The 24555-nt window shown below is 66.7% G+C and carries 22 protein-coding genes; 20 read left to right on the plus strand and 2 right to left on the minus strand.

The features are described 5' to 3' along the window. Window positions 1-13 precede the first annotated feature (13 nt). The 3 genes from BMZ02_RS04100 to BMZ02_RS04110 all read left to right on the plus strand — a co-directional run bounded on the left by BMZ02_RS04100 (window position 14) and on the right by BMZ02_RS04110 (window position 4282). Window positions 14-1255, plus strand: a complete 1242-nt coding sequence (locus tag BMZ02_RS04100; protein WP_171909800.1) for a GGDEF domain-containing protein — start codon at window positions 14-16, stop codon at window positions 1253-1255. A gap of 105 nt (window positions 1256-1360) precedes the next feature. Next, on the plus strand, window positions 1361-2926 hold the full coding sequence (locus BMZ02_RS04105; RefSeq protein ID WP_091640125.1) for a class I adenylate-forming enzyme family protein: 1566 nt from the start codon (window positions 1361-1363) through the stop codon (window positions 2924-2926). A 189-nt stretch (window positions 2927-3115) separates the two neighbouring features. Beyond that, window positions 3116-4282: a GGDEF domain-containing protein gene (locus tag BMZ02_RS04110; protein WP_171909801.1), complete on the plus strand. Its 1167-nt coding sequence runs from the start codon at window positions 3116-3118 to the stop codon at window positions 4280-4282. Here BMZ02_RS04110 and BMZ02_RS04115 read toward each other — a convergent pair. Continuing rightward, the gene (locus tag BMZ02_RS04115; RefSeq protein WP_091640128.1) at window positions 4227-5108 is read right to left on the minus strand and encodes a carboxylate/amino acid/amine transporter; all 882 of its coding nucleotides are present in this window, start codon (window positions 5106-5108) and stop codon (window positions 4227-4229) included. The two genes, BMZ02_RS04110 and BMZ02_RS04115, sit on opposite strands and share 56 nt — an antisense overlap. A 133-nt stretch (window positions 5109-5241) precedes the next feature. Between BMZ02_RS04115 and BMZ02_RS04120 the strand changes: the two genes are divergently transcribed. From BMZ02_RS04120 to BMZ02_RS04190, 15 genes are all read left to right on the plus strand, one after another. After that, window positions 5242-6162: a DMT family transporter gene (locus BMZ02_RS04120; protein WP_245753925.1), complete on the plus strand. Its 921-nt coding sequence runs from the start codon at window positions 5242-5244 to the stop codon at window positions 6160-6162. A gap of 39 nt (window positions 6163-6201) precedes the next feature. Further along, complete coding sequence (locus tag BMZ02_RS04125) at window positions 6202-6948, plus strand: SDR family NAD(P)-dependent oxidoreductase (RefSeq protein ID WP_091640132.1); 747 nt, start codon at window positions 6202-6204, stop codon at window positions 6946-6948. A gap of 241 nt (window positions 6949-7189) precedes the next feature. Next, window positions 7190-7993 (plus strand): ABC transporter ATP-binding protein, encoded by an 804-nt coding sequence (locus BMZ02_RS04130; protein WP_091640133.1) that lies wholly within the window; start codon window positions 7190-7192, stop codon window positions 7991-7993. Then, entirely contained in the window at window positions 7983-9950 is a 1968-nt protein-coding gene (locus BMZ02_RS04135; RefSeq protein ID WP_091640135.1) for an AMP-dependent synthetase/ligase, read from the plus strand. The genes BMZ02_RS04130 and BMZ02_RS04135 overlap by 11 nt, the downstream gene beginning before the upstream one ends. 9 nt (window positions 9951-9959) lie before the next feature. Further along, window positions 9960-10841 carry a branched-chain amino acid ABC transporter permease gene (locus BMZ02_RS04140; protein ID WP_091640137.1) on the plus strand — a complete coding sequence of 294 codons (882 nt, stop codon included), beginning with the start codon at window positions 9960-9962 and terminating at the stop codon, window positions 10839-10841. 5 nt (window positions 10842-10846) lie between these two features. Then, complete coding sequence (locus BMZ02_RS04145) at window positions 10847-11920, plus strand: branched-chain amino acid ABC transporter permease (protein ID WP_091640139.1); 1074 nt, start codon at window positions 10847-10849, stop codon at window positions 11918-11920. Window positions 11921-11956: 36 nt separating this feature from the next. Further along, window positions 11957-13204, plus strand: coding sequence for an ABC transporter substrate-binding protein (locus BMZ02_RS04150; RefSeq protein WP_091640142.1), 1248 nt, complete (start codon window positions 11957-11959; stop codon window positions 13202-13204). Window positions 13205-13265: 61 nt separating this feature from the next. After that, the gene (locus BMZ02_RS04155; RefSeq protein ID WP_091640144.1) at window positions 13266-14099 is read left to right on the plus strand and encodes an ABC transporter ATP-binding protein; all 834 of its coding nucleotides are present in this window, start codon (window positions 13266-13268) and stop codon (window positions 14097-14099) included. 96 nt (window positions 14100-14195) lie between these two features. Continuing rightward, window positions 14196-14612 carry a MerR family transcriptional regulator gene (locus BMZ02_RS04160; protein ID WP_091640146.1) on the plus strand — a complete coding sequence of 139 codons (417 nt, stop codon included), beginning with the start codon at window positions 14196-14198 and terminating at the stop codon, window positions 14610-14612. A gap of 61 nt (window positions 14613-14673) precedes the next feature. After that, entirely contained in the window at window positions 14674-15840 is a 1167-nt protein-coding gene (locus BMZ02_RS04165; RefSeq protein ID WP_091640148.1) for an isovaleryl-CoA dehydrogenase, read from the plus strand. A 12-nt stretch (window positions 15841-15852) separates the two neighbouring features. Further along, on the plus strand, window positions 15853-17460 hold the full coding sequence (locus BMZ02_RS04170; RefSeq protein ID WP_091640150.1) for a carboxyl transferase domain-containing protein: 1608 nt from the start codon (window positions 15853-15855) through the stop codon (window positions 17458-17460). A 14-nt stretch (window positions 17461-17474) separates the two neighbouring features. Beyond that, window positions 17475-18269, plus strand: a complete 795-nt coding sequence (locus tag BMZ02_RS04175) for an enoyl-CoA hydratase/isomerase family protein (protein ID WP_091640152.1) — start codon at window positions 17475-17477, stop codon at window positions 18267-18269. Between the two features lie 3 nt (window positions 18270-18272). Then, on the plus strand, window positions 18273-20273 hold the full coding sequence (locus BMZ02_RS04180; protein ID WP_091640153.1) for an acetyl/propionyl/methylcrotonyl-CoA carboxylase subunit alpha: 2001 nt from the start codon (window positions 18273-18275) through the stop codon (window positions 20271-20273). 246 nt (window positions 20274-20519) lie between these two features. Further along, entirely contained in the window at window positions 20520-21422 is a 903-nt protein-coding gene (locus BMZ02_RS04185) for a hydroxymethylglutaryl-CoA lyase (RefSeq protein WP_091640155.1), read from the plus strand. A 120-nt stretch (window positions 21423-21542) separates the two neighbouring features. Next, window positions 21543-22907, plus strand: a complete 1365-nt coding sequence (locus tag BMZ02_RS04190) for an L-serine ammonia-lyase (RefSeq protein WP_091640156.1) — start codon at window positions 21543-21545, stop codon at window positions 22905-22907. A 13-nt stretch (window positions 22908-22920) separates the two neighbouring features. Here the strand turns inward: BMZ02_RS04190 and BMZ02_RS04195 are convergent, their stop codons facing one another. Further along, complete coding sequence (locus tag BMZ02_RS04195; RefSeq protein WP_139209141.1) at window positions 22921-23952, minus strand: AEC family transporter; 1032 nt, start codon at window positions 23950-23952, stop codon at window positions 22921-22923. Between the two features lie 9 nt (window positions 23953-23961). On the opposite strand from BMZ02_RS04195, the gene BMZ02_RS04200 reads away from it, so the two are divergent. Together BMZ02_RS04200 and BMZ02_RS04205 are read left to right on the plus strand one after the other, a co-directional pair. After that, on the plus strand, window positions 23962-24270 hold the full coding sequence (locus tag BMZ02_RS04200; RefSeq protein WP_091640160.1) for an ArsR/SmtB family transcription factor: 309 nt from the start codon (window positions 23962-23964) through the stop codon (window positions 24268-24270). Further along, complete coding sequence (locus BMZ02_RS04205) at window positions 24267-24434, plus strand: metallothionein (protein WP_091640162.1); 168 nt, start codon at window positions 24267-24269, stop codon at window positions 24432-24434. The genes BMZ02_RS04200 and BMZ02_RS04205 overlap by 4 nt, the downstream gene beginning before the upstream one ends. Window positions 24435-24555: the final 121 nt, after the last annotated feature.

The raw sequence follows: 24555 nt of genomic DNA on the forward strand, positions 1-24555 counted from the left end.
GCCCGCACCGCGAATGGTCGACCAGCCCGCGACAAACCAGCCGTCAGCCTTCGATTCATCGTCGCCGTCTCCCTATGCCATCGACCGCCTTCGCGCCCGCTTTTCCGACCCGGAGACCGAGCGCGCCTTCAGGGCGTCAGAGGCGGGAACAACCCGGCGCCACCTGCGCGTCGCGCTGGCCGCCTGGGCGTTTCTGGTCATGCTGTTCGCGATTCCCGACTACGTCGCCCTGAACGGCACCGGCACCGCATTCTACAGCCTCATGGCCATGCGCGTGGCAACCACTGCGCTGGTGCTGGTGTTCGTGGCCCTGACGTTCTGGCGGCCACAGTTGTGCGAGCACGACGGTGCGCTCGCCGCCCTGCAGGCTGTCGGGATCTCCGGCTTCTTCCTGGTGTATCTGATGCGACCGGACGTCGCCCCGTACAACGTGGCCACCACCCTGGTGATGATCATCGGCCTCTACCTGCTGCTGCCCAATCTGCTTACCTGGGCCTCCGCCCTGGCTGCCTATCTCGCGGTCGGCAGCCTGATCAGCATCCGCGTCGTACTGGACGTCAATGCCACCGAGCTGGTCTCCGTCGGCATTCTGCTGTCACTGCCGATCATCGTGGGGCTGCTGGTGGCACACCGTCTGCAGATGCTCCGCCGCCGGCAGTTTGCGCTGCTCGCCAAGACCCGTGCAACCAACGCGGAGCTGGCCGACGAGGTCAAGTGGCGCCGCCGCCTGGAACGGGAACTGGAACGGCAGGCGGGAACCGACCTGCTCACCGGGGTGTATAACCGGCGCGGCTACGAGCCCCTGCTGGCCAGGGCATTCGAACGGGTGAAACGCCATGGCGGAGATCTGGCCGTGGCAGTGCTGGACCTTGACCATTTCAAGGCGCTCAACGACACCCACGGCCACGACGCCGGCGATCAGGTACTGCAGCACCTCGCCCAGCAGTGGCAGAGCGCCCTGCGGGCGACGGACATCGTCGGCCGCCTCGGCGGCGAGGAGTTCGTCGTCATCATGCCCGACACCACGCTGGAGTCTGCGGTGGAGAGCATGGAGCAGCTGCGGGCCATGGCGGCATCAGCATCGGTCACGGTGGCGGATCACGCCCTCCACGTCACGATGACCGTGGGCGTCACCGCCAACCGACCCCACGACTCCGGGTTCAACGACCTGCTGCGACGCGCTGACAACGCGCTTTACCGGGGCAAGGAGGCCGGTCGCAACAGGGTGGTCAGGGATGACGGGGCTACCGCCTGAAACCCTACACTGTTCTGCCTGGCGAAATACAAGTTCGCAGAATGGACATACGTCCATCTTCTCCTCTAGGCTTCCCCGACCGCCCGGAGACAGGACGCAACCCCCATGGACCTGAAAACCCTCAGTGAACAGCCTTTCGCCACCGTACCCGACCTGATCCGCACCCACGCCGAGGAGCGCCCGGACGCCTGGGCCCTGGTCCAGGACGGAGTCACCGTAAGCTATGGCGCACTCAACGCTGCCGCGGAACGGGTCGCGGCGACCCTGCAACGGGACGGCCTGCAACCGGGTGACGTCATCAGCATCTGCGCGGGCACGTCAATCGCCTACGTAACCGCCTTTCTCGGCGCGCTACGGGCAGGTGTCGTTGCCGCCCCCCTGGCGCCGTCGGCCACGCCGGACAGTCTCGCGCACATGATCGCCGACGCCGGCGCAAGCCACCTGTTCGTGGATGCCGCCAACGCCGACGCGCTTGCCGCGGCCAGCGACCGCATCAACGCCCGCTGGATCACGCTGGATGACAGCGCCGGAGGCACCCCGTTCGGCGACTGGCTGGCGGAGGAAGGCGCCCGCGCCGACGCGGTTGCCATCGAGCCGGAATGGCCGTTCAACATCATCTATTCATCCGGGACCACCGGCACCCCCAAGGGCATCGTGCAACCGCACCAGCTGCGCTGGGGCCATATCCGCCGGGGCATTTCAGACGAGTACGGCATCGGGCCGGAGAGCATCACGCTACTGTCGACGCCGCTGTACTCGAACACCACGCTGGTTCCCTTTTTCCAGACGCTGGCGCTGGGGGGTGCACTGCTGCTCATGGCGAAGTTCGATGCCGTGCGCTATCTCCAGCTCGCCGAGCAATACCGTGTCACCCATACCATTCTCGTGCCGGTGCAGTATCAGCGCATCATGGATGTGCCGGACTTCGACGCCTACGATCTGTCGGCGTTCCAGTGCAAGCTGTGCACCAGTGCGCCCTTCCGCGCGGATTTGAAGGCAGACGTGCTCGCACGCTGGCCCGGACGCCTGATCGACAACTACGGGATGACCGAGGGCGGCGGCGTCTGCAGCCTGCTGGCCCACCACCACCCCGACAAGCTGCACACGGTGGGCCAGCCCGTGCCCGGCCATGACATCCGGCTCATTGATGACGACGGCAATGAAGTCCCGCACGGGGAGATGGGCGAAATCGTCGGCCACTCCCCGGGCCTGATGATCGGCTACCACAACCAGCCGGAGAAGACGGCGGAAGCGGAGTGGCATTCACCGGACGGGCGGCGCTTCATCCGCACCGGCGACATCGGCCGCTTCGACGAAGACGGCTTCCTGGTGATCATGGACCGCAAGAAGGACATGATCATTTCCGGCGGATTCAACATCTACCCCACGGATCTGGAAGCCGTACTGCGGGACCACCCCGCCGTGCACGACTGCGCCGTGGTCGGTGTCCCGTCGGAGCAGTGGGGCGAGACACCGGTGGCGTTCGCGGTGCTGGAACGCGGCCACGAAGCGGAGCCGGATGCATTGCTCTCATGGGCCAACAACCGGCTCGGCAAGACCCAGCGCCTGGCCGACGTCCGGTGTGTGGACGCCCTCCCCCTGTCCGCCATCGGCAAGGTATTGAAACGCGAGCTGCGCGACCGCTACCAGCAGGGCATGAGCACCGGCTGACGTCCAGGTGGTTGACGCCTACTCCAGGCGGCGTATTTCGCGATCCCGCCAGTGCAGGTTACGCTGGACGCGCTACGAGTGAACGGCCGGGCGCGGTGCGGCCCGGCCGGATGTCGAACAATAACGAGAATGAGTCGCCGCATTCACACGAGGCGATCCTGCTTCGACGGGTGTCGGCGCGACGTCACCATGAAAAAAGCCGTCGAGTCCGTCAGCAGGGCCCAGTCCCTGAGGCTGCAGCGTACGCTCTGGGGATTCCTCGCCCAGCTCTGCATGCTGCTGATCCTTGCCAGCATGGCCCTGGCAGGGTTCATGGAGCCCATACGGGTGGCGCACGTCGCCCTGATGCACGTCGGCCTGGTCACCGTTTACGTGATACTCATACGCTCCGGCGTGAACCTCCACCTGAACGATCCGAGCATGACCGGCGCCCAGGTCACGTTGAGCCTGCTCCCCGCCATGTACGCCATGTACCACCTACAGGATCCGCAGCTGCGCGTGGCGGTGGTGCTGATGGCAACCGTCGGCATGCTGTTCGCTGCCCTCGCCTACGACACGCGGCGCCTGCTGTGGCTCGGCGGCTACCATGTGTTGGCGTACGTGCTCCTGATCGGCGCACTGGCCCAGTGGGCGCCGGAGCGCCTCAACCTGCGCGCCGAGGGGCCGGTGCTACTGACCTATGCGCTGGTGGTCATCATGATCTGCCTGCTCGGCGGCTTCATTGCCGGGCTGAGACGCACCCTGCGCCAGCGCAACACCCGCCTGGAGGTTGCTCTGGCCGAGCTCCAGGACCTGGCCACGCTGGACCCGCTCACCCGGTTACCCAACCGGCGCGCGGCGCTGGAACAGCTCCGCACGCGGAGTGCGCAGGCACGCTTCCTGGGAGCAGGGAGTACGGACGTGGCCGTCGGCCTTGTGGATATCGATCTGTTCAAGCAGGTCAACGACACCTTCGGCCATCAGGCGGGCGACATGGTGCTGTGCCGGGTCGGCGACGCTCTTCGCGCATCGCTGCGACAGGACGATTTCATCGGACGCTTCGGCGGCGAGGAGTTTCTGCTGATCCTCAGCGACGCCGATCCCGGGGCAGCCCGGCAAACGGCGGAGCGCCTGCGTCAGACCATCCTGGCGCTGCAGTTCCCGGAGCTGCCGGACGACCACGATCTCACCATCTCCGTCGGCATCACCCTGCTGGCCCCCGATGAGACCACCGAGGCGGCGCTCTTCCGTGCCGACCGCGCGCTCTACGACGCCAAGGATCGCGGCCGCAACGCGACGGTGCTCCTGATGCAGGACGACACTAACGGGACTCCGGCCGCAACCCCAGCGCCGCATGGCGCGAGAAACGAGCGTTGAACCACAGCGATGCCGCCATGATCGTCCCGCCGAGCGCCAGGCGCGCCAGATCGGCGTCCTGATCCCAGATCAACAGATTGACCAGCAGCCCCGCGGGGATCATGGCGTTGTTCATCACCGCCAGCGTACCCGCGTCCACCTTGCAGGCGCCACGGTTCCACAGGAACAGCCCGAGACCGGTGGCCACGAGCCCGAGCCACCCGAGCACGGCCCATTGCCAGGCGGTCTCCGGCAACATCCCGGTGTCGCCGAAGAGCAGGAAGCTGGGGATGGAAACCAGTGCGCCGCCGACAAAGAAGAACCCGAAATAGCGGTACGCCGGCACGGTCACCGGGTAGCGGCGGGTCAGGTGCTTGTAACCGACCTGGCCTGCGGCAAAGGCCATGTTGGCGACCTGCAGCAGGACCAGACCAGTGATGAAACTCCCGGTGACGCCGTCGTAGCGAATCACCGCCGCACCGATCACGGCCATGACCGCCGCAGCCAGCGCCGCCGGAGAGAACCGGCGATAAAGGGCATCATCGATCAGGGCAACGTAGATGGGCGTGGTAATGGTGAACAGGAGCACTTCCGGCACCGTGAGGTAGGCGAAGGACCGGTACAGACACAGGTAGGTCACTCCGAACTGCAGCATGCCCACCAGCACCAACCCACCCATCAGGGGCGCGGGCAGCCCGCGCCAGCGCAACAGGGGCAGAAACAGCAGGCCGGCCAGCAGGACGCGGGTGAGCACCGCGAAGTCGTTGTCCACCTGACCGCTCAGGTATTCACCGATCAGGCTGAACGAGAACGCCCATAGCACGGTAATGCCGACAAGATAGGCCATGAACCGGTTATCCCTCCTCGACGCCGGGGCGCGAAGGCTAACCCGAAGCGGCACCGGCGCCAAGCGCCATCGCCGCCCGGCCCGAGCTGATACACTCCTGTGCCATCCCGTGCCGGTTGGAAGGAGACATCTCTTGGCCGTATCCGCTGCAACCCAGGGTCTCTGGATCCGGGCAATGCCGGTCCTGTTCGTGCTGCTGTGGAGCACCGGGTTCATCGGTGCCCGGTTCGGGCTGCCCTACGCCGAGCCGTTCACCTTCCTCACCATCCGGTTTCTCTGCACGCTCGTCGTGCTCTATCTCATCATCCGGGTCATGCGGGAGATCTGGCCGCGCACGCTGAAGGCGTGGCTGCACATCGCCGTCGCCGGGGTGCTGGTCCATGCGGCCTATCTCGGTGGCGTGTTCTCCGCCATCGACCAGGGCATGCCCGCGGGGGTGACCGCTCTGATCGTCGGCCTGCAACCCCTGGTCACCGCCTGCCTGGCCCGCTCCTGGCTCGGCGAGCGCATCAACCGGAACCAGTGGATCGGCATCATCCTGGGGCTGGCGGGCATTACACTGGTTCTCGGCGAGCAGCTCGACCTGGCGGACCCGGCGACGCTGTTTACCGGCTTCGGCCCCATGGCGCTGCTCGCCGCGCTGCTTGCTCTGCTCGGCATAGCCGTCGGCACGCTGTACCAGAAGCGATACTGCACCGAGATGCCGTTGACCACCGGCACCTTCATCCAGTTCGTAGGCGCCTCGCTGGTGCTCGGCGTCGCCGCGCTCGTGTTCGAAACCCGCGAGATCGAATGGACGCCCACCTTCGTGCTCACACTCGGCTGGCTGATCTTCGGTCTGTCCATCGCAGCCATCCTGCTGCTCATGGCGCTGATCCGGCGCGGAGAGGCGTCCCGTGTCGCGAGCCTGTTCTATCTCGTGCCGCCGGTCACGGCGGTGGAGGCATGGATTCTCTTCGGCGAACGACTGGGGCCCATGGCATTGACGGGCATTGCCGTGGCGGTGTTTGGTGTAGCCATGGCCGTCCGGCAGCCCGCCGACGCCAAGCCCTGACAGCAACCACCCCGGACACAACAACGTAACGGAGGCAGCATGGATCTCGGACTCGACGGCGCCAGGGCGCTGGTTACCGGCAGCACGGCAGGCATTGGCGCAGCCATTGCGGAGACGCTGGCGCGGGAAGGCTGCCACGTGGCGGTCTGTTCGCGCAGCCAGGACAAGGTCGATCAGATGCTCGAGCGGCTGGAACCGCTCCCCGGCAAGGCCATCGGACGGGCTCTGGACGTGAGCGACCATGCCGCGTTCTCCGGCTGGGTCGGCGACGTCACCGACGCCTTCGGCGGCCTGGACATCTTCGTGCCCAACGTGAGCGCCATGACGGCGGACTGGCAGGCGATGGTGGACACCGACATCCTGGGCACCGTCTCCGAGGTGGATACGGTCCTGCCGCACCTGCTGGAGTCCGACCGCGCCGCGGTGGTGTACATCAGTTCCATTGCCGGCCTGGTGGGGGCGCCGCCGCTTGCCGCCTACGGCGCCATCAAGGCGGCCATGAGCCACTACATGAAGTCGCTGTCCATGAAGCTGGTGAAGAAAGGGGTGCGCGTCAACGCCGTGGCCCCCGGGGACATCCTCTTCCCCGGCGGCATCTGGGACCGCGTGCAGCAGGGCGACCCGGAGCAGTTCGCCCGTGTGCTCAAGCGCAACCCCATGGGCCGGCTCGGCACCCCGCAGGAAATTGCCAACACCGTCGCCTTTCTGGCCAGCCCCGCCGCCAGCTTCATCACCGGCTCCCAGGTCGTCGTGGACGGCGGCAACACCCAGCACGTCCAGGGCTGACCCCTTCCCCCACCCCGTCGCTGCGGCACTTGCCGCAGCGCACGACAAGTCATACTTGACGCTTACGTAAACGATACCTATGTTCTGGTTCTAGGCGCAGTAGCGACGCACGCGGGCGTAAATTACTTTCCGTTTACGTAAGCGTCATTACTCTGCCTCGCTGCCCCTGCGGGGATGACAGGAGGAGAGAGCCGCGGCAACAGCGGCTCCAACAACAACGCAGCGACAAGAGGACCACTCCGTGGATACGACGGATCAGACGACGCATGACGGCGTCACGCTCGCCTGTGAGCAGGTCGTGCGCCGCTTCGGCGGCCTGAAGGCCCTGAAAGGAATCGATCTCGGCATTCGCCAGGGAGAGATCTTCGGACTGGTCGGTCCGAACGGCTCCGGCAAGACCACCCTGGTCAACGCCGTCACGGGCTTCTACCCGCCCCAGGAAGGCCGGATCGTCTTCGAAGGCGCCGCCATCAACCACCTCAAACCCTATCAGGTCGCCGCACGCGGCATCGCCCGCACGTTCCAGAACGTGGCGCTGTTCAAGGGCATGAGCGTGCTCGACAACATTCTCCTCGGGCGGCACATCTTCATGCGCCCCAGCGCGCTGGCATCGCTGTTCTACTGGTGGTGGGCACAGAAGGAGGAAGTGGCCCACCGCCGGCAGGTCGAGGAGATCATCGACCTGCTGCAGCTGGAGAGCGTTCGTGACGAACCGGTGGACGTCATTCCGCTCGGCATGCAGAAACGCGTGGAACTGGCGCGGGCGCTGGCCGCGGAACCGCGGTTTCTGATCCTGGACGAGCCCATGGCGGGCATGAACCAGGAGGAGAAGGAGTACATGGTGCGCTTCATCCTGGATGCCCAGGAGGCACTGAACCTCACCATCCTGCTCATCGAGCACCACATGGACGTGGTCACCGCCATCTGCGACCGCGTGGCCGTGCTCAACAACGGCGAGAAGATCGCCGAGGGCACGGCCCGGGACGCGATCAAGGACCCCGCCGTTGTCGCGGCCTACATCGGGAAGAGCAACGATGCAGCCTGAACAGCAGCTTGCCAACGAGACGAACCCCGCGGCGCTCCACCCCAACTGGCAGCACGACGATCACCTGATCAACCTGCTGGCCAGGAACGCCCGCGAGTACCCGGACCGGGTCGCCATGCGCGAGCGGGACCAGGGCATCTGGCAGGAATACACCTGGGCAGACTACCTGGATCAGGTGCTCAGCTTCGCGGCAGGGCTCGAGGCCCGCGGCGTAGGGGAAGAGGACAACATTCTCGTCATCGGTGACAACCGCCCGGCGCTGTACTTCGGCATGCTCGGCGCGGTGGCGCTGCGCGCCGTCCCTTCCCCCGCCTACCCGGATACCACGCCCGACGAAGTCGCGGACCAGCTTCGCCGTGAGGGGATCCGGTTCGCCCTGGCGGAGGATCAGGAACAGGTGGACAAGCTGCTGCAGATCCGCGAATCCTACCCGGAGCTGGAGCTGGTCATCTACGACGACCCACGCGGCCTGGCCGGCAAGGAGCCGTCCGGCGTGGCCGCCTTCCGTGATATTGCGGCAGAGGGGCGCAAGCGCCTGGAAGGCGACGCCTCGCTGCGGGGGTCGCTCACGGGCCGCGCGACCGTCCACGACGTGGCGGTACTGCTGCACTCGTCGGGGACCACCGGGGCCCCCAAGGGCATCCCGCTGAAGCACGGCCACATCCTGGCCGGGGTGCGCAACGCGGCGGCGGCGGGCTATTTCGATCAGGGTGAAATCCACATGGCCTACCTGCCGCTGGCCTGGGTCGGCGATTTCATCTTCTCCGTGGGCGCGGCCATCGCGCTCCAGTTCTCGGTGAACATTCCCGAGCGGCAGGAGACCGCCCTGCATGACCTGCGCGAGATCGCGCCAACCCTCTATTTCAGCTCGCCCCGCGCCTGGTCGAACATGCTCACGCGCATCCAGGTGGGCATTGATGAGTCGACGGGGTTCAAGCGTTGGCTGTACAACCGCTTCATGCCCTTCGCGGTGGAACTGGAGCGCCGCCGCCTGAACGGACAGGCGCCGAGCGGTGGCGAGCGGGCCTGGCGGGCCCTGGGCGAGGTGCTGGTCTACGGCCCGATCAAGGACCAGCTGGGCCTGGGCCGTGTCGAGCGCCCCTACACCGCCGGCGAGGCCATTGGCGAGGAGGTGTTCCTGTTCTTCCGCGCCCTGGGCCTGAACCTGCGGCAGTTCTACGGCCAGACGGAGAACTGCGCCCTGTGCGCTGCTCAGGACCCGGATACGCTGAAGCTCCACACCGTGGGCAAGCCGTTCCCGGGCGTCGACGTGCGGATCAGTGATGACGGCGAGATCATCATGCGCGGCGACAACGTCTTCGACGGCTACTACAACAAGCCGGAGTCGACGGCGGAGACCCTGCAGGACGGCTGGCTGCACACCGGCGACGCCGGCTACCTGGAAGAGGATGGCCAGATCGTGGTGCTGGGCCGCGTCTCCGAGGTGGTCTACACCGCCGCCGGCGAACGGTTCATCCCCACCTACGTGGAGAACCACCTCAAGTTCAGCCAGTACATCAAGGATGTCTGCGTCGTCGGCGAAGGGCGTGACCACCTGACCGCCATCGTCTGCATCGACATCGACGCCGTGGGCCACTGGGCCGAGGAGCACGGGGTGCCTTACACCTCGTACGCCGATCTGTCACAGAAGCAACCCGTCTACGACCTGCTCCAGGGCGTCATCGCCCACGTCAACACGAAACTCCCGGAAGGGCTGCAGATCCGCCGCTTCGTCAATCTCCACAAGGAGTTCGACCCCGATGACGGCGAGGTGACCCGCACGCGGAAACTGCGGCGGAACGTGATCGACCAGCACTACGCACCCATTATCGAGGCGCTCTACGACGGGCGCACCGAGATCGAGTACGAGGCCCGGATCACCTATGAAACCGGCGAGTCCGGCGTCCTCCGGCGCCACCTCGCCATCCGCGATCTGCCCGCAGCCGGGAACCAGTGAGGCAAGGTTATGGCGTACTTTCTCGAATTGCTCTTCAACGGCGCGCTCACAGGGCTGATGTACAGCCTGACGGCGCTCGGCATCGTACTGATCTACAAGTCCGCAGGTGTGCCCAACCTGGCCCAGGGCGCCATGGTCATGATCGGCGCCTACGTGGTCTGGATGCTCGCCAGCATGGCCGACCTGCCCCTGTATGCCGCCATCGCCCTGGCCGCCGTGGGCATGTTCGGCTTCGGTCTGCTCGCCGAACGCCTGCTGCTGCGCAAGATGGTGGGGCAGCCGATCATCATGATCGTCATGCTCACCCTGGGCCTGGAGATCTTCCTGCGCGGCCTCGGACCGGGGCTGCTCGGGGCATCGCCCAAGTCCCTGGACCTGGGCATTCCGCTCACCCCGGTGATCATCGGTGATGTCTTCATCAACCGCGACTACCTGGTCGGGGGCATCGTGGCGATGATCCTGGTGGGACTGTCCCTGCTGTTCTTCCGCACGCGGCTCGGCACCAAGCTGCGGGCCGTCTCCGACGATCACGTCTCGAGCTGGTCGGTGGGCATCTCCGTGGAGCGGGCCGTGGGCATCTCCTGGGGGCTCGCGGGCATCTCCGCCGTCGCCGCGGGCACGCTCTGGGGCTCGGTGCAGGGGGTGGACTGGACGTTGTCCACGCTGCTGTTCCCGGCTGTGGCGGTGGTCATCCTGGGCGGGCTGGACAGCATCATCGGCGTACTGGTGGCCGGGCTGATCGTCGGCATTCTCGGCAGCGTCATCCCGGGCTACGTGGACCCGATCGTGGGCGGCGGCACCCGTGACGTGGTCACGTCGCTGATCATCCTGTTCACCATCATGATCCGGCCGCACGGCATCTTCGGCCGCGAAGACATCGAGAGGGTCTGAATCCCATGTTCTATCGACTGTCCGGAGTCCACCACACCCGCTACGAGACCGCCCGGCGCCTGTGGCCGGTGCCGGCCGACCGCTGGCAGGTCTGGATCCTGCTGGCGCTCGCGGTGGCCGCCCCGCTGTACATGTCGGACCTCTACCTCAGCAGCTACATGCTGCCCTGGCTGGTCTGGAGTGCCGCGGCGTTGTCGCTGACCCTGCTGATGGGCGTCGCCGGGCAACTGCACTTCGGCTTCGCGGCCGTCATGGCCATCGGCGCCTACTCGAGCATCCATATCGTCCGCGCCGGCTGGCCATTCGAGATTGCGCTCATCGGGGCGGGGCTGACAGCGGCGTTTATCGGCTGTCTGTTCGGCGCGGCGGCGCTCCGCGTCAAGGGCCTGTACCTGGTGATGGCCACCCTCGCCATGCAGTACCTGGTGGACTGGGTGATCATCAACGTGCCGGCCATCTCCGGGGGCGCCCAGGCGACGCTGCAGACGCCGGACGTGACCTTCCTGTTCGTGCCCATGCAAAGCGATGCCGCGCTCTACTACGGCGCCCTGCTGTGGGCGGTGATCGTCACCCTGCTGGTGCTCAACATCAAACGCACCAGCTTTGGCCGCGCCCTGGTGGCCGTGCGCGACAAGGACTACGCGGCGTCGATCATTGGCGTGAACAGCTTCAAGTACAAACTGCTCGCCTTCTTCACCAGCTCGTTCCTGGGCGGGGTCAGTGGCGCCGTGCTCGCGTTCTGCTATTACCAGGCGGTGACGCCGGAGCAGTTCGGGTTCAACGTGTCGATCCAGCTGGTGGCCATGGTGCTGGTGGGCGGGCTCGGCAGCGTCATCGGCGCCTATCTGGGTGCCGGCTTCGTGCTGCTGGCGCCGATATTCCTCACCAACATGGTGGCCTACGCGGCCATCCAGGGCTGGCTGACGGTGTCATCGAACCTGCTGGCGCATATCCCGCTGATGGCTTACGGCGCACTGATCATCGGCTTCCTGCTGTTCGAGCCCCTGGGGCTCGCCAAGATCTACGACAACATCAGGAAATACTTCCTGGTCTGGCCGTTCCGCCACTCACGCAGCTGAACGACCGGAAAAACAACAGAACGAGGAGGAGACACCATGCGCAGCATCACCAAGGCCCTGACCGGAACGCTCGCCGCCGCCGCCCTCGCCTTCGGCGGGACGGTCAAGGCGGACAACGACACCATCAAGTTCGCCCTGCTCCAGGACTTCACCGCCGTCTACACCTTTCTGACGGACGAATACAACCAGGGACAGCGCGACTACCTGCGGCTCATCAACGAGGAAGGGGGGCTCGACGGCCGCACGTTCGAAGCCCTTGTGCGCGACACGGGCAACGAGCCCCAGCGCGGCCTGGAAGCCTACAACCGGGCCCGGCGTGAAGGCGCCGTGCTCGTGGACTTTCTCAGCACCCCGGTGTCCCGCGCCGCGGTGAACCGGGTCCTCAACGACGAGATCGTCATGATCACGGCGCTGCACGGGCGCGGTGACGCCAGCGACGGCACCACCTTCCCCTACATCTTCCCGCTGATGGCGACATACTGGTCCCAGGCGACCCTGCTGGCGGAGTACATCGAAAAGGAGGAAGGCGGCCTGGAAGGCAAGCGCATCGCACACGTCTACATCGATTCCCCGTTCGGCCGCGAACCGGTGCCGGTTCTCGAGGAGCTTGCAGACCGCAAGGGGTTCGAGCTGCGCACCTTTGCCTATCCCAGCCCGGGCAACGAGCAGTCCAGCACCTGGTCGGACGTGCGTCGCTATCAACCGGATCACGTGCTGATCTGGGGCGCCGGTGGCGGCCAGGCGGTGTCGGTGCGGGAAGCCATCCGTAACGGCATCGACCCCTCCAACATCCTGTCGGTGGTGTGGCTGGCCGAGACCGACGCACGCACGGTCGGCGCCGACCGCGCCAAGGGCGTCAAGCGCTTCGAGGCAGTAGCCACCGGCACCGATTACCCGATCATGGAGCGTATCCGGGAAAAGGTGCTGGATGCGGGGTTAGGCACGGGCGACGAGGAGAACGTCGGCACCACGTACTACAACATCGGTGTCGCCACCATGGCCATGGCGGTTGAGGCCGCCCGGCTGGCGCTGGAGGAGCACGGCGGCGAACTGACCGGCGAAAAGCTCCGCGACGGCTTCCGCATGCTGGAAGACTACGACGCCGAGGGCATGATGCCGCCGGTCACCTTTACCGAGGACGACCACCAGGGCGGAGGCTACGGCCGGGTGTCCGAGTGGAACGGCGAGGAGTGGGAGCCCATTACGGACTGGTACGCCGCTTACCAGGACATCGTCTGGGAAGAGATCGAGAAGGACGCAGCCGGATTCCGGGAAGGACGGTAACGGCACCTCCCCCGCCGGCAACACGCCGGCGGGGCCATCTCCAGTCAGAGGACGCGGAGCCATGACCGCAGACGCAGCGGAAACCACGCCGACGACGGCCACCCAGTCTGTGCTCACCATGAGCAACGTCGAGGTGGTCTACGACAAGGTATTCCTCGCCATCAAAGGGGTGTCACTGGAGGTCGGCCAGGGGCAGATGGTCGCCCTGCTGGGCGGCAACGGCGCGGGCAAGAGCACCACGCTCAAGACCATCAGCGGCCTGCTGGCCCCGGAGCGAGGCGAGGTCACCCGCGGCCAGGTCCACTTCATGGGCGAGGACCTGGCGCCGCTGGGTCCGTCCCAACGGGTCGACCGCGGCCTGGTGCACGTGCTTGAGGGCCGCCGGATCTTCGGTCACCTGACTCCGGAAGACAACCTGCTGGCGGCCTTTTCGCTGAAGTCCGACCGGCGGCGCTACCAGCAACTGCGCGACCAGGTCTACACCTATTTCCCGCGCCTCAAGGAGCGGGCACGAACCAAGGCCGGCTACCTCTCCGGCGGCGAGCAGCAGATGCTGGCCATCGGCCGCGCCCTGATGACCGAACCGCAGCTGCTGATGCTCGACGAGCCGAGCCTGGGCCTTGCGCCCGTGCTGGTGGAGGAGATTTTCTCCATCATCCGGGAGATCAACGCCAACGAGGGTGTCAGCGTCCTCCTGGTGGAGCAGAATGCGGCGGCTGCACTGGAGATCGCCCACCACGCCTACCTGGTCGAGAACGGACACATCGTCATGACCGGGGAAGCGGACGTCCTCCGCCAGAACCCGGACGTGCAGGAGTTCTATCTCGGGGGGGCCGGCAAGGTGGACTACCACAACGTCAAACACTACCGGCGCCGCAAGCGCTGGCTTGCCTGAGCCGGGCGCAATGGCAGCGGGATCTACCGAATGGAAACGGCCCATGTTACGTTTACGTAAACGACAAGATTACCGCTACAAGGGTATACAAAGACCATGGAAGCCGTACGGCATGTCAACAGCGCTCCGGTCTACACGATCGGCGAACTGGCGCGCGAATTCGATATCACGACACGCACGATCCGCTTCTACGAGGACGAAGGCCTGCTCGCCCCCATCCGCGAGGGGCGCAAGCGTCTCTACCGGCGCCGCGACCGCGCCCGGCTCAAGCTCATCCTGCGCGGCAAGCGCCTGGGATTCACCCTGGGCGAAATCCGCGAGACCTTTGAACTCTACGACGAGGCGCACGGCGAGTCCAGGCAGCTGCACTACTACCTCGGCGTACTGGACGAGAAACGCCAGCAACTGAAGCAGCAGCGCCGGGACATCGAGGACGCGCTGGCGGAGCTGGAGCAGTCCTACGCCCGGTGCCAGGACCTGCTCAGCCGTCAGAACGACGAACAGACCGGCTGATTGGCCACCCCAGACAACCACCAGGAAACACACGCAGCCGCGGCTGCCGGGGAGACACCAGATGATCCAGCTTCCGACTCTGAATTTCGGTCTCGGGGAAGAGATCGACATGCTGCGCGATTCGGTGGCGAACTTCGCTGCAACCGAGATTGCCCCGCGCGCTGCCGAGATCGACGCCAGCAATGAATTCCCCCCGGACCTCTGGCCCAAGCTGGGTGACATGGGCCTGCTCGGCATCACCGCCGAAGAGGCCTACGGGGGCGCGGGCATGGGCTATCTGGCGCACATCGTCGCCATGGAAGAGATCTCCCGCGCATCGGCTTCAGTGGGGTTGTCCTACGGCGCGCACTCGAACCTTTGCGTGAACCAGATCCGCATCAACGGCTCCGAGGAGCAGCGGCAGAAGTACCTGCCCAAGCTGATCTCCGGCGAGCACGTGGGCGCACTGGCCATGTCCGAGCCGGGGGCCGGCTCCGATGTGGTCTCCATGCGCCTGCGGGCGGAACGCCAGGGCGACCACTTCGTGCTCAACGGCAACAAGATGTGGATTACCAACGGCCCCGACGCCGACACCCTGGTGGTCTACGCCAAGACCGACCCGGACGCGGGCAGCAAGGGGATTACGGCGTTCATCATCGAAAAGGGCATGCCGGGCTTCTCCACCGCGCAGAAGCTGGACAAGCTGGGCATGCGCGGCTCCAACACCTGCGAGCTGGTCTTCGAGGACTGCAAGGTCCCTGCAGCGAACATCCTGGGCGAGGAAGGCCGCGGCGCACGGGTACTGATGAGCGGGCTGGACTACGAGCGTGCCGTGCTCGCCGCCGGCCCCCTGGGGATCATGCAGGCCTGCCTGGACGTGGTGGTACCCTACGTCCACGAGCGCAAGCAGTTCGGCGAACCCATCGGCACCTTCCAGCTCATGCAGGGCAAGCTCGCCGATATGTACACCACCATGAATGCGTGCCGGGCGTACGTCTACGCCGTGGGGGCCGCCTGTGACCGTGGCGAGACCACGCGCAAGGACGCCGCCGGCGCCATCCTCTACGCCGCGGAGAAGGCCACGCAGGTGGCACTGGAGGCGATCCAGGCGTTGGGCGGCAATGGCTACATCAACGAGTATCCCACCGGCCGGCTGCTGCGCGACGCCAAACTCTACGAGATCGGCGCCGGCACCTCCGAGGTGCGGCGCATGCTGATCGGCCGGGAACTGTTCGAACAGACCAAATAAGCGAACCAGCCAATGACGGTGCTGAAATCCAGAATCGACCCCCGCTCCGAGGAGTTCCAGACGAACCGGGAGTCCATGGGCACGCTGGTGGCCGACCTCCGCGACCGGGTGGCACGGGTCAAGGAAGGTGGTGGCGAGGCGGCGCAGAAGCGCCACACCGACCGTGGCAAGCTGCTCCCCCGGGACCGGATCCGCGTGCTGCTGGACGTGGGCTCGCCCTTCCTCGAGCTCTCCCAGCTCGCGGCCACGGACATGTACGACGACGCCGTACCCTCCGCTGGCATCATCACCGGTATCGGCCGGGTGAGCGGGCGCGAGTGCCTGATCATCGCCAACGACGCCACCGTCAAGGGCGGCACCTACTACCCCGAGACGGTAAAGAAGCACCTGCGCGCCCAGGAGATTGCCGCGGAGAATCACCTCCCGTGCATCTACCTGGTGGACTCCGGCGGTGCCAACCTGCCCAACCAGGACAAGGTCTTCCCGGACCGCGACCACTTCGGGCGCATTTTCTACAATCAGGCGCACATGTCCGCCGCCGGGATTCCGCAGATCGCCGTGGTCATGGGCTCGTGCACTGCCGGTGGCGCGTACGTGCCTGCCATGTCCGACGAGAGCATCATCGTCAAGGAACAGGGCACCATCTTCCTGGGTGGGCCGCCACTGGTGAAGGCCGCCACTGGCGAGGTGGTCAGTGCCGAGGATCTGGGGGGCGCCGACGTGCACTCCCGGGTCTCCGGCGTGACCGACCACTACGCGCTCAATGACGCCCATGCGCTGGGCATCGTGCGCCAGAGCGTGGAGTACCTGAACGGCACCAAGCAGGTGGAGCTGGACGTGCGCGAGCCGCAGCCGCCCCTCTACGATCCGGAGGAACTCCACGGCGCCGTCCCCACGGACCTGCGCAAGCCCTTCGACGTCCGCGAAGTCATCGCCCGTATCGTCGACGGCTCCGAGTTCGAGGAGTTCAAGCAGCTCTACGGCACCACGCTGGTGTGCGGATTCGCGCGCATCTTCGGCTACCCCGTGGGGATCATCGCCAACAACGGCGTGCTGTTCTCCGAGTCGGCCCTCAAGGGCGCACACTTCGTGGAGCTGTGCAGCCAGCGCGGCATCCCGCTGGTGTTCCTGCAGAACATCACGGGCTTCATGGTAGGCAGCAAATACGAATCGGGGGGCATCGCCAAGGACGGGGCGAAACTGGTCACGGCCGTGGCCTGCTCCGCGGTGCCCAAGTTCACCGTGATCATCGGCGGCAGCTTCGGCGCCGGCAACTACGGCATGTGCGGTCGCGCCTACTCGCCGCGATTCCTCTGGATGTGGCCCAATGCGCGCGTTTCCGTGATGGGCGGCGATCAGGCCGCCAACGTCATGGCCCAGGTGCGCCGGGACGGGATGGAGCGCAAGGGTGAGCACTGGAGCGAGGCGGACGAGGAAGCGTTCAAGGCGCCCATCCGCGAGCAGTACGAGCACCAGGGCCACCCCTACTACGCCACCGCGCGGCTGTGGGACGACGGCGTCATCGACCCGGCGGACACCCGCATGGTGCTCGGCCTCGGCATTTCCGCCAGCCTCAATGCGCCGGCGCAGGACACGCGCTTCGGCGTGTTCCGCATGTAACCGGGAGTCTCGTGATGAACGACGAAGCCGCCATTCTCACCGAGCAGGCGCACGGCGTCGCCACGGTGACGCTGAATCGCCCGGACCGCCACAACGCCTTTGACGACGCCTTCATCGCCGAGCTCACCGGCGTGCTGCGGGAGATCGAGCGGGACGACGGCGTGCGCGTGGTGGTGCTGGCGGGCAATGGCAAGAGCTTCTCCGCCGGCGCCGATCTGAACTGGATGCGGCGCATGGCCGGATACACGCGCGAGCAGAATGAAGCCGACGCCCTCGCCCTGGCCGAACTCATGGAGACCCTGGACGGGCTGGCGAAACCCACCATTGCCCGGGTGCACGGGGCAGCCTTTGGCGGCGGCGTCGGGCTGGTAGCCTGCTGCGACATCGCCATCGCCGCCGGCACCGCCAGCTTCTGCCTGTCCGAGGTCAAGCTGGGGCTGATCCCGGCGGCGATCTCCCCGTACGTGGTCAAGGCCATGGGCGAGCAGCAGGCGCGGCGCTACTTCGTCACCGCCGAGCGCTTCGACGCAACCGAGGCCGTGCGCATCGGCCTGGTACACGAACAGGTGCCGGCCAACGAGCTCGACGCGCGCATCGATGACCTGATCGCGCAGATGCGCGGCAACGGCCCAGACGCCATGGCCGCCTCCAAGGACCTGGCGCGCGCCGTGGGCCGCGGCCCGGTGGACCGCGCCATGATCGAGGACACGGCGCGGCGCATCGCCGCCATCCGCGTCGGTGCGGAGGGCCAGGAAGGGATCGGTGCCTTTCTGGAGAAACGCAAACCCGCGTGGGTCGAGGAGTCCTGAGGGATGTTGCAGACCGTACTGATTGCCAACCGCGGGGAAATCGCCTGCCGCATCGCCCGCACCTGCCGCGCCATGGGGGTACGCACTGTCGCCGTATACTCCGAGGCAGACGCCGACGCCATGCACCTGCACGCCTGCGACGAAGCCTGGCCCGTGGGCCCGGCGTCGGCGAAGGAAAGCTACCTGAACGTGGACCGGATTCTGGACGTGGCCCGCCGCAGCGGCGCCGACGGCATCCACCCCGGCTACGGCTTTCTGTCCGAGAACGCCGACTTCGCCGAGGCGTGCGAGCGCGCGGGCATCCGCTTCATCGGCCCGCCCGGCTCAGCAATCCGCGCCATGGGCTCCAAGAGTGCGGCCAAGACCATCATGGCCGACGCCGGCGTGCCGCTGGTGCCGGGCTACCACGGCGACGACCAGACACCGGAACACCTGGCCGCGGTGGCCGACGAGATCGGCTACCCGGTGCTGATCAAGGCCTCCGCCGGCGGTGGCGGTAAGGGCATGCGGCGGGTGGACGACCCGGCCGATTTCGCCGCCGCCCTGACCAGCGCCCGCCGTGAGGCGGCAGCGGGTTTCGGCGACGACACCGTCCTGCTGGAGAAGTACCTGCTGCAGCCACGCCACGTGGAAGTGCAGGTGTTCGCGGACAGCCACGGCAACGTGGTGCACCTGTTCGAGCGCGACTGCTCGGTGCAGCGACGCCATCAGAAAGTAATCGAGGAAGCGCCCGCCCCGGGCCTGTCCGACGAAAAGCGCCAGGCCATGGGCGATGCCGCCGTGGCGGCAGCGCGTGCCATTGGTTACGTGGGCGCCGGCACCGTGGAATTCATCATGGAGGCCCACGGCGACTTCTTCTTCATGGAGATGAATACGCGCCTGCAGGTGGAACACCCGGTCACGGAAATGATCACGGGCGAAGACCTGGTCGCCTGGCAGTTGCAGGTGGCCGCCGGACAGCCGCTACCCCGGAACCAGGACGCTCTCGCCTTCTCCGGACACGCCTTCGAAGCGCGCATCTACGCCGAGGACCCGGACCGGGACTTTCTTCCCGCCATTGGCACGGTAAGCCGCCTGCGCACCCCCGCCGAGCACGATCACGTGCGCATCGACACGGGCATCCGCGAAGGCGACGCCATCGCCATCCACTACGACCCCATGATCGCCAAGCTGGTGGTATGGGACCACGACCGGGACAAGGCCCTGCAGCGCCTGCGCAATGCGCTCGCCGACTGGACCGTCGCCGGCACCACCACGAACACGCGCTTCCTGGGCCGCATCGCCGCCCACCCTGCATTCGCCCGGGGTGGCGTTGATACGGGCTTCATCGAGCAGTATCGCGACGACCTGTTCCCCGAGGCGCGCCCCGTCTCCGACCGCTTTCTGGCAGCAGCTGCCCTGTACGAGCTGCTCAGTGTCGACCAGGCTGCCGCGGCGCGCGCCCGCGTCTCGGGCGACCCGTGGTCGCCGTGGCACAGTACCGATGGCTGGCAGCCGAACAGCGACAACCATCACGTGCTGCACTTCCTGGACGGTGACACCGACCTGACCGTCGTGGCGCACTACCGGCGCGACTGCTTCCTGCTGGACCTCCCCGGCGGCACCGTGACCGCCAACGGTTCGCTGGGCGCGGACGGTCACATGCGTCTCGTACTGGACGGCGTCCATCAGGACGCCCTGGCCCTCCAGTCAGGGGATCAACTCAGCGTTGCCATCGGCGGCGAGGAGCGCAAGCTCGTCATCCACGACCCACTGTCCGCCGGCATGGGCGAAGAGCTGCGCGAGGGCAGCCTGACGGCGCCCATGCCGGGCACGGTATTGCAGGTCATGGTGGCCGAGGGCGATCACGTGGAGGAAGGCGCCGCGCTGATGGTGCTGGAAGCCATGAAAATGGAGCACACCATTCGCGCATTTGCTTCCGGCCGGGTGGACAAGGTCAACTTCCGCGAAGGTGATCAGGTCTCCGAGGGGGCGGAATTGCTGGCCATCGGCGCGGAGGAGTAACGACGACGGATGGTGGACCTGAAGGTCCACCCTACGCAGGGCCCGGAGCACCAGCAACGCGACCATAAGGTGAACCTTCAGGTCCACCAGGCACACGACCCGAAGCACCGGCCGAACCGACCGTAGGGTGGACCTTCAGGTCCACCAGGCACACGACCCGGGCACCGGCCAAGCCGACCGTAGGGTGGACCTTCAGGTCCACCACAAACCGCAACCTGGCATCAGCAACGCACTACCGGAGGCCCCATGCCCCTGCCTGACCACGTCCGCATCGTCGAAGTCGGCCCACGCGACGGCCTGCAGAACGAGGCCGGCACCATCCCCACCGCCACCAAGCTGGACCTCATTCACCGCCTCGCGGACGCGGGCCTGACCACGGTGGAAGCCACCGCCTTCGTCTCCCCCAAATGGGTACCGCAGATGGCGGACCACAAGGAAGTGCTAAGGGGCATCCAGCGCCGGTCGGGCGTCAACTACCCGGTGCTGACACCCAACATGAAAGGTTTCGAGGCCGCGGCCGAGGCGGGTGCCGAAGAGGTCGCCGTATTCGGTGCCGCTTCGGAGACCTTCTCCAGGAAAAACATCAACTGCAGCATCGACGAGAGTCTGGAGCGTTTCCGCCCGGTGGTCGACGCCGCCGCGACACGGGGCATCCGCGTGCGCGGCTACGTCTCCTGCGTGCTCGGCTGCCCCTATGAAGGCGCCATCGACCCGCAGGCCGTGGGCCGCGTCGCCGAGGCGCTGCACACCATGGGCTGCTACGAGATTTCCCTGGGCGACACCATCGGCACGGGCACGCCGCTGGCCGCACAGCGCATGATCGATGCCGTCGCCGAGCGTGTGCCCATGGAGCGCCTTGCCGCCCACTTCCACGACACCTACGGCCAGGCGCTGGTCAACCTCTACGCCGTGCTGGAGCGCGGTGTGGCAACCGTGGACACCGCCGTCGCCGGACTCGGCGGCTGCCCCTACGCCAGGGGCGCCTCGGGCAACGTGGCCACGGAAGACGTGGTGTACATGCTCGACGGCATGGCCATCCACACCGGGGTCGACCTGCACGCGCTGGCAGCCGTGGGGCGCTGGATCTCCGGCGAGCTCGGCCGGGAACCGGCATCCCGGGTCGCCAGGGCACTCGCCGCAAAGGGGTAAAGGGTTCACCCGACACGCTTTACCCACATGACGCTCCCGACCGCCTGAACGTCGCAGGATCACAAGTGCAGACCTGCCCACGGGTGCACACTCCGAATCAGTTACCTTCGGAGGTGCCCCATGACCCTGAGCGTCTTCGACTTCTTCCGGATCGGCATCGGCCCGTCCAGCTCCCACACCGTGGGCCCCATGCGCGCGGCGGGGCTCTTCGTCAGCGCTCTGGCGGCGGACGGCACGCTCGATCGGGTCGACCGCGCTCGTGCCGAGCTGTTCGGCTCCCTCGGCGCCACCGGCCGGGGCCACGGCAGCGGCCCCGCCGTGCTCCTGGGCCTGGAGGGGGCCGACCCGGAAACCGTTGACCCGGACCGCCTGCCCCGGCGCAGCGCCGCCATTATCGACGAAGGCGAACTCATCCTCGGCAACAGCCACCGGGTGGCGTTCGACGCAAACCGGGACCTGCTGTTCCACGGGCGCAAGAGCCTCCCCGAGCACCCGAACGGACTGCGGTTCACCGCCTGGGACGACGCGGGCACCACCCTCACCAAGCGCGACTACTACTCCGTGGGCGGCGGTTTCCTGCGCCGCCCTGACGGCGGCGACGAGGGCAGCGACGGCGACCGGGAGCTCCCCTGCCCCTTCACCACCGCGCAGTCATTGCTGGACTGGTGCGAGCAGCGCAGCTGCCGGATCAGCGACGTGACCCTTGCCAACGAGCAGGTACTGCACACGGAGGCCGACATCCGCGCCGGCCTCGACCGGGTGCGGCGCGTCATGGAGGCGTGCGTGGCACGGGGGTTCGAGCAGGAGGGCGAGCTGCCGGGGCCGTTCAAGGTCCGCCGCCGTGCACCCGGGCTCTATCGGCGACTCACCGGCGACGGCATGCCGGACCCCCTCGAGGCCATGGACTGGCTGGCCGCCTACGCCATCGCCGTGAACGAGGAGAATGCCTGCGGTGGCCGCGTGGTGACCGCCCCGACCAACGGCGCGGCCGGCATCGTCCCGGCGGTGATGCACTACTACCTGCGCCACACACCGCGACCCTCGGACGACGGTGTGGCCCGCTACCTGCTCACGGCTGCAGCCATCGGCATGATCATAAAACGCGGCGCCTCCATCTCCGGCGCCGAAGCCGGCTGCCAGGGCGAGGTGGGCTCTGCCTGCGCCATGGCTGCGGCCGGGCTGACCGAAGTGCTGGGGGGCACCCCCGCCCAGGTGGAGAACGCCGCGGAGATCGCCGTGGAGCACCACCTGGGCATGACCTGCGATCCCGTGGGCGGGCTGGTTCAGATCCCCTGCATCGAGCGCAACGCCATGGGCAGCGTCAAGGCGGTGAATGCCTGCCGGCTGGCACTGAGCGGGGACGGCACCCACGTGGTGTCCCTGGACAAGGCGGTGAAGACCATGCGCGACACCGGCCGCGACATGAAGTCCAAGTACAAGGAGACCTCCCGGGGCGGACTGGCGGTGAACATCGTGGAGTGCTGAGCCGCGCCACCGGTCAGCCGGTAATGGCCAGCACCACGAACAGTGCGGGAACGGCCAGCACATTGGCGATCACCACGATGCTCGAGGCCAGCCCCTCGTCCCCCCGCAACTGCTGCGCCAGGATGTAGGAGACCGACGCCGTCGGGCAGGCCAGCAGAATCAGCGCAATCTGCGTGTGCTCGGCGGACAGCCCCACCGCCCGCGCCAGCAGAAAACCGATCGCCGGCACCAGCGCCACCTTCATCACCGCGCCGGTCACCGCCCAGCCGATCCGGCCGCGAATACGGGTGGAATACAGGGTTGCGCCGATGCAGATCAGCGCCAGGGGCAGCGCCATCTGCCCCACCGCCGAGAATGTGCGCTCCGCAAACGCGGGCAGCTGCAGACCCGACAGGGCCAGGAGCACGCCGGCCAGAGAGGCGATCAGTATCGGGTTGGTCAGCAGCCCGTACACCGCCGGTCTGATCACACCGTGGCCGGCACCGCCACCGGAGAGCACCAGCACCACCACGGCGAGCACGTTGTAGAGCACCACCAGCGGCCCGAACACCAGCAGGGCACTTGCCTCGGCGCTGGCATTGCCATTGGAGAAGGCGTACAGCACCACTGGCAGACCGATGAAGGCGAGATTGCCGCGAAACACCCCCTGCATGAACGTACCGTAGGAGTGCCCCGGCAGACGCAGTAGACGGGCGCCCAGAGCGGCGGCGGCAATTGCCACCAGCGTCGCAGTGGTGGTGACGAACAGCAGCCCGGTGACCCCCTGAATCTCGGGATCGGCCGTACCGATACTGTAGAACAGCAGCGACGGCAGCCCGACCCAGTAACTGAGCCGGTTGACCTCGCCAACCGCCTGCGCCGGCAGAAACCCCGAACGCGCCAACGCCCACCCGAGAAGAATGACAAGAAACACCGGCGCCAGAATGTTGATGATCTCGAACAGGGTCACGCCCTCCGGCTTTCTGAACGTGCGCAGCATTACCACGTTTGCCAGCGACGTCAATAACAACAGAAAACAGTTGAACAGATCTTCATATGTTGGCAAGATCGTCCCATGTCCGATCTGACCGATGACCAACTGACCGAACTCGGTGAAATGTTCCGCATGCTCGGGGATCCGACGCGGCTGGGTATCGTCCTGGCCTGCATGGACGAGCCGGTCAGTGTCGGGCACATGGCGTCCCGGCTGGACGCGTCGCAGTCGCTGATCAGCCATCACCTGCGGCTGCTCCGTGCCACTCGCCTCGTGCGGGGAACGCGTCAGGGTCGCAGTGTGCTCTACCAGGTCAGCGACGAGCACGTTCGCACCATGCTCCAGAACATGGTGGAACACATCCACGAAGACACGGGAGAACCATCATGAGTGACGTCGACCGCGTAAAATGCGCCTGCAGCGATTGCGTCTGCGTCATCGCGCCCGAGAAGGCCGTCGAGCAGAACGGCCGGCTCTACTGCGGTGACGCGTGTGCCAGGGGGCACGGCAGCGGCAGTGGCTGCGGCCATGCCGGCTGCGACTGCAAAGGGTAGTCCACGCACCACGCTGGCTGGCGCGGGAACAGGCACCAACCCCGCGTCAGCCGGCCGGACACCGCCACAACGACAGGGATGCCCGCAACCGTGGAGTTGCGTAGAATGAGGCGTGTTTCGC

The sequence above is a fragment of the Aquisalimonas asiatica genome, from assembly GCF_900110585.1.
GTDB classification, from domain to species: Bacteria; Pseudomonadota; Gammaproteobacteria; order Nitrococcales; family Aquisalimonadaceae; genus Aquisalimonas; species Aquisalimonas asiatica.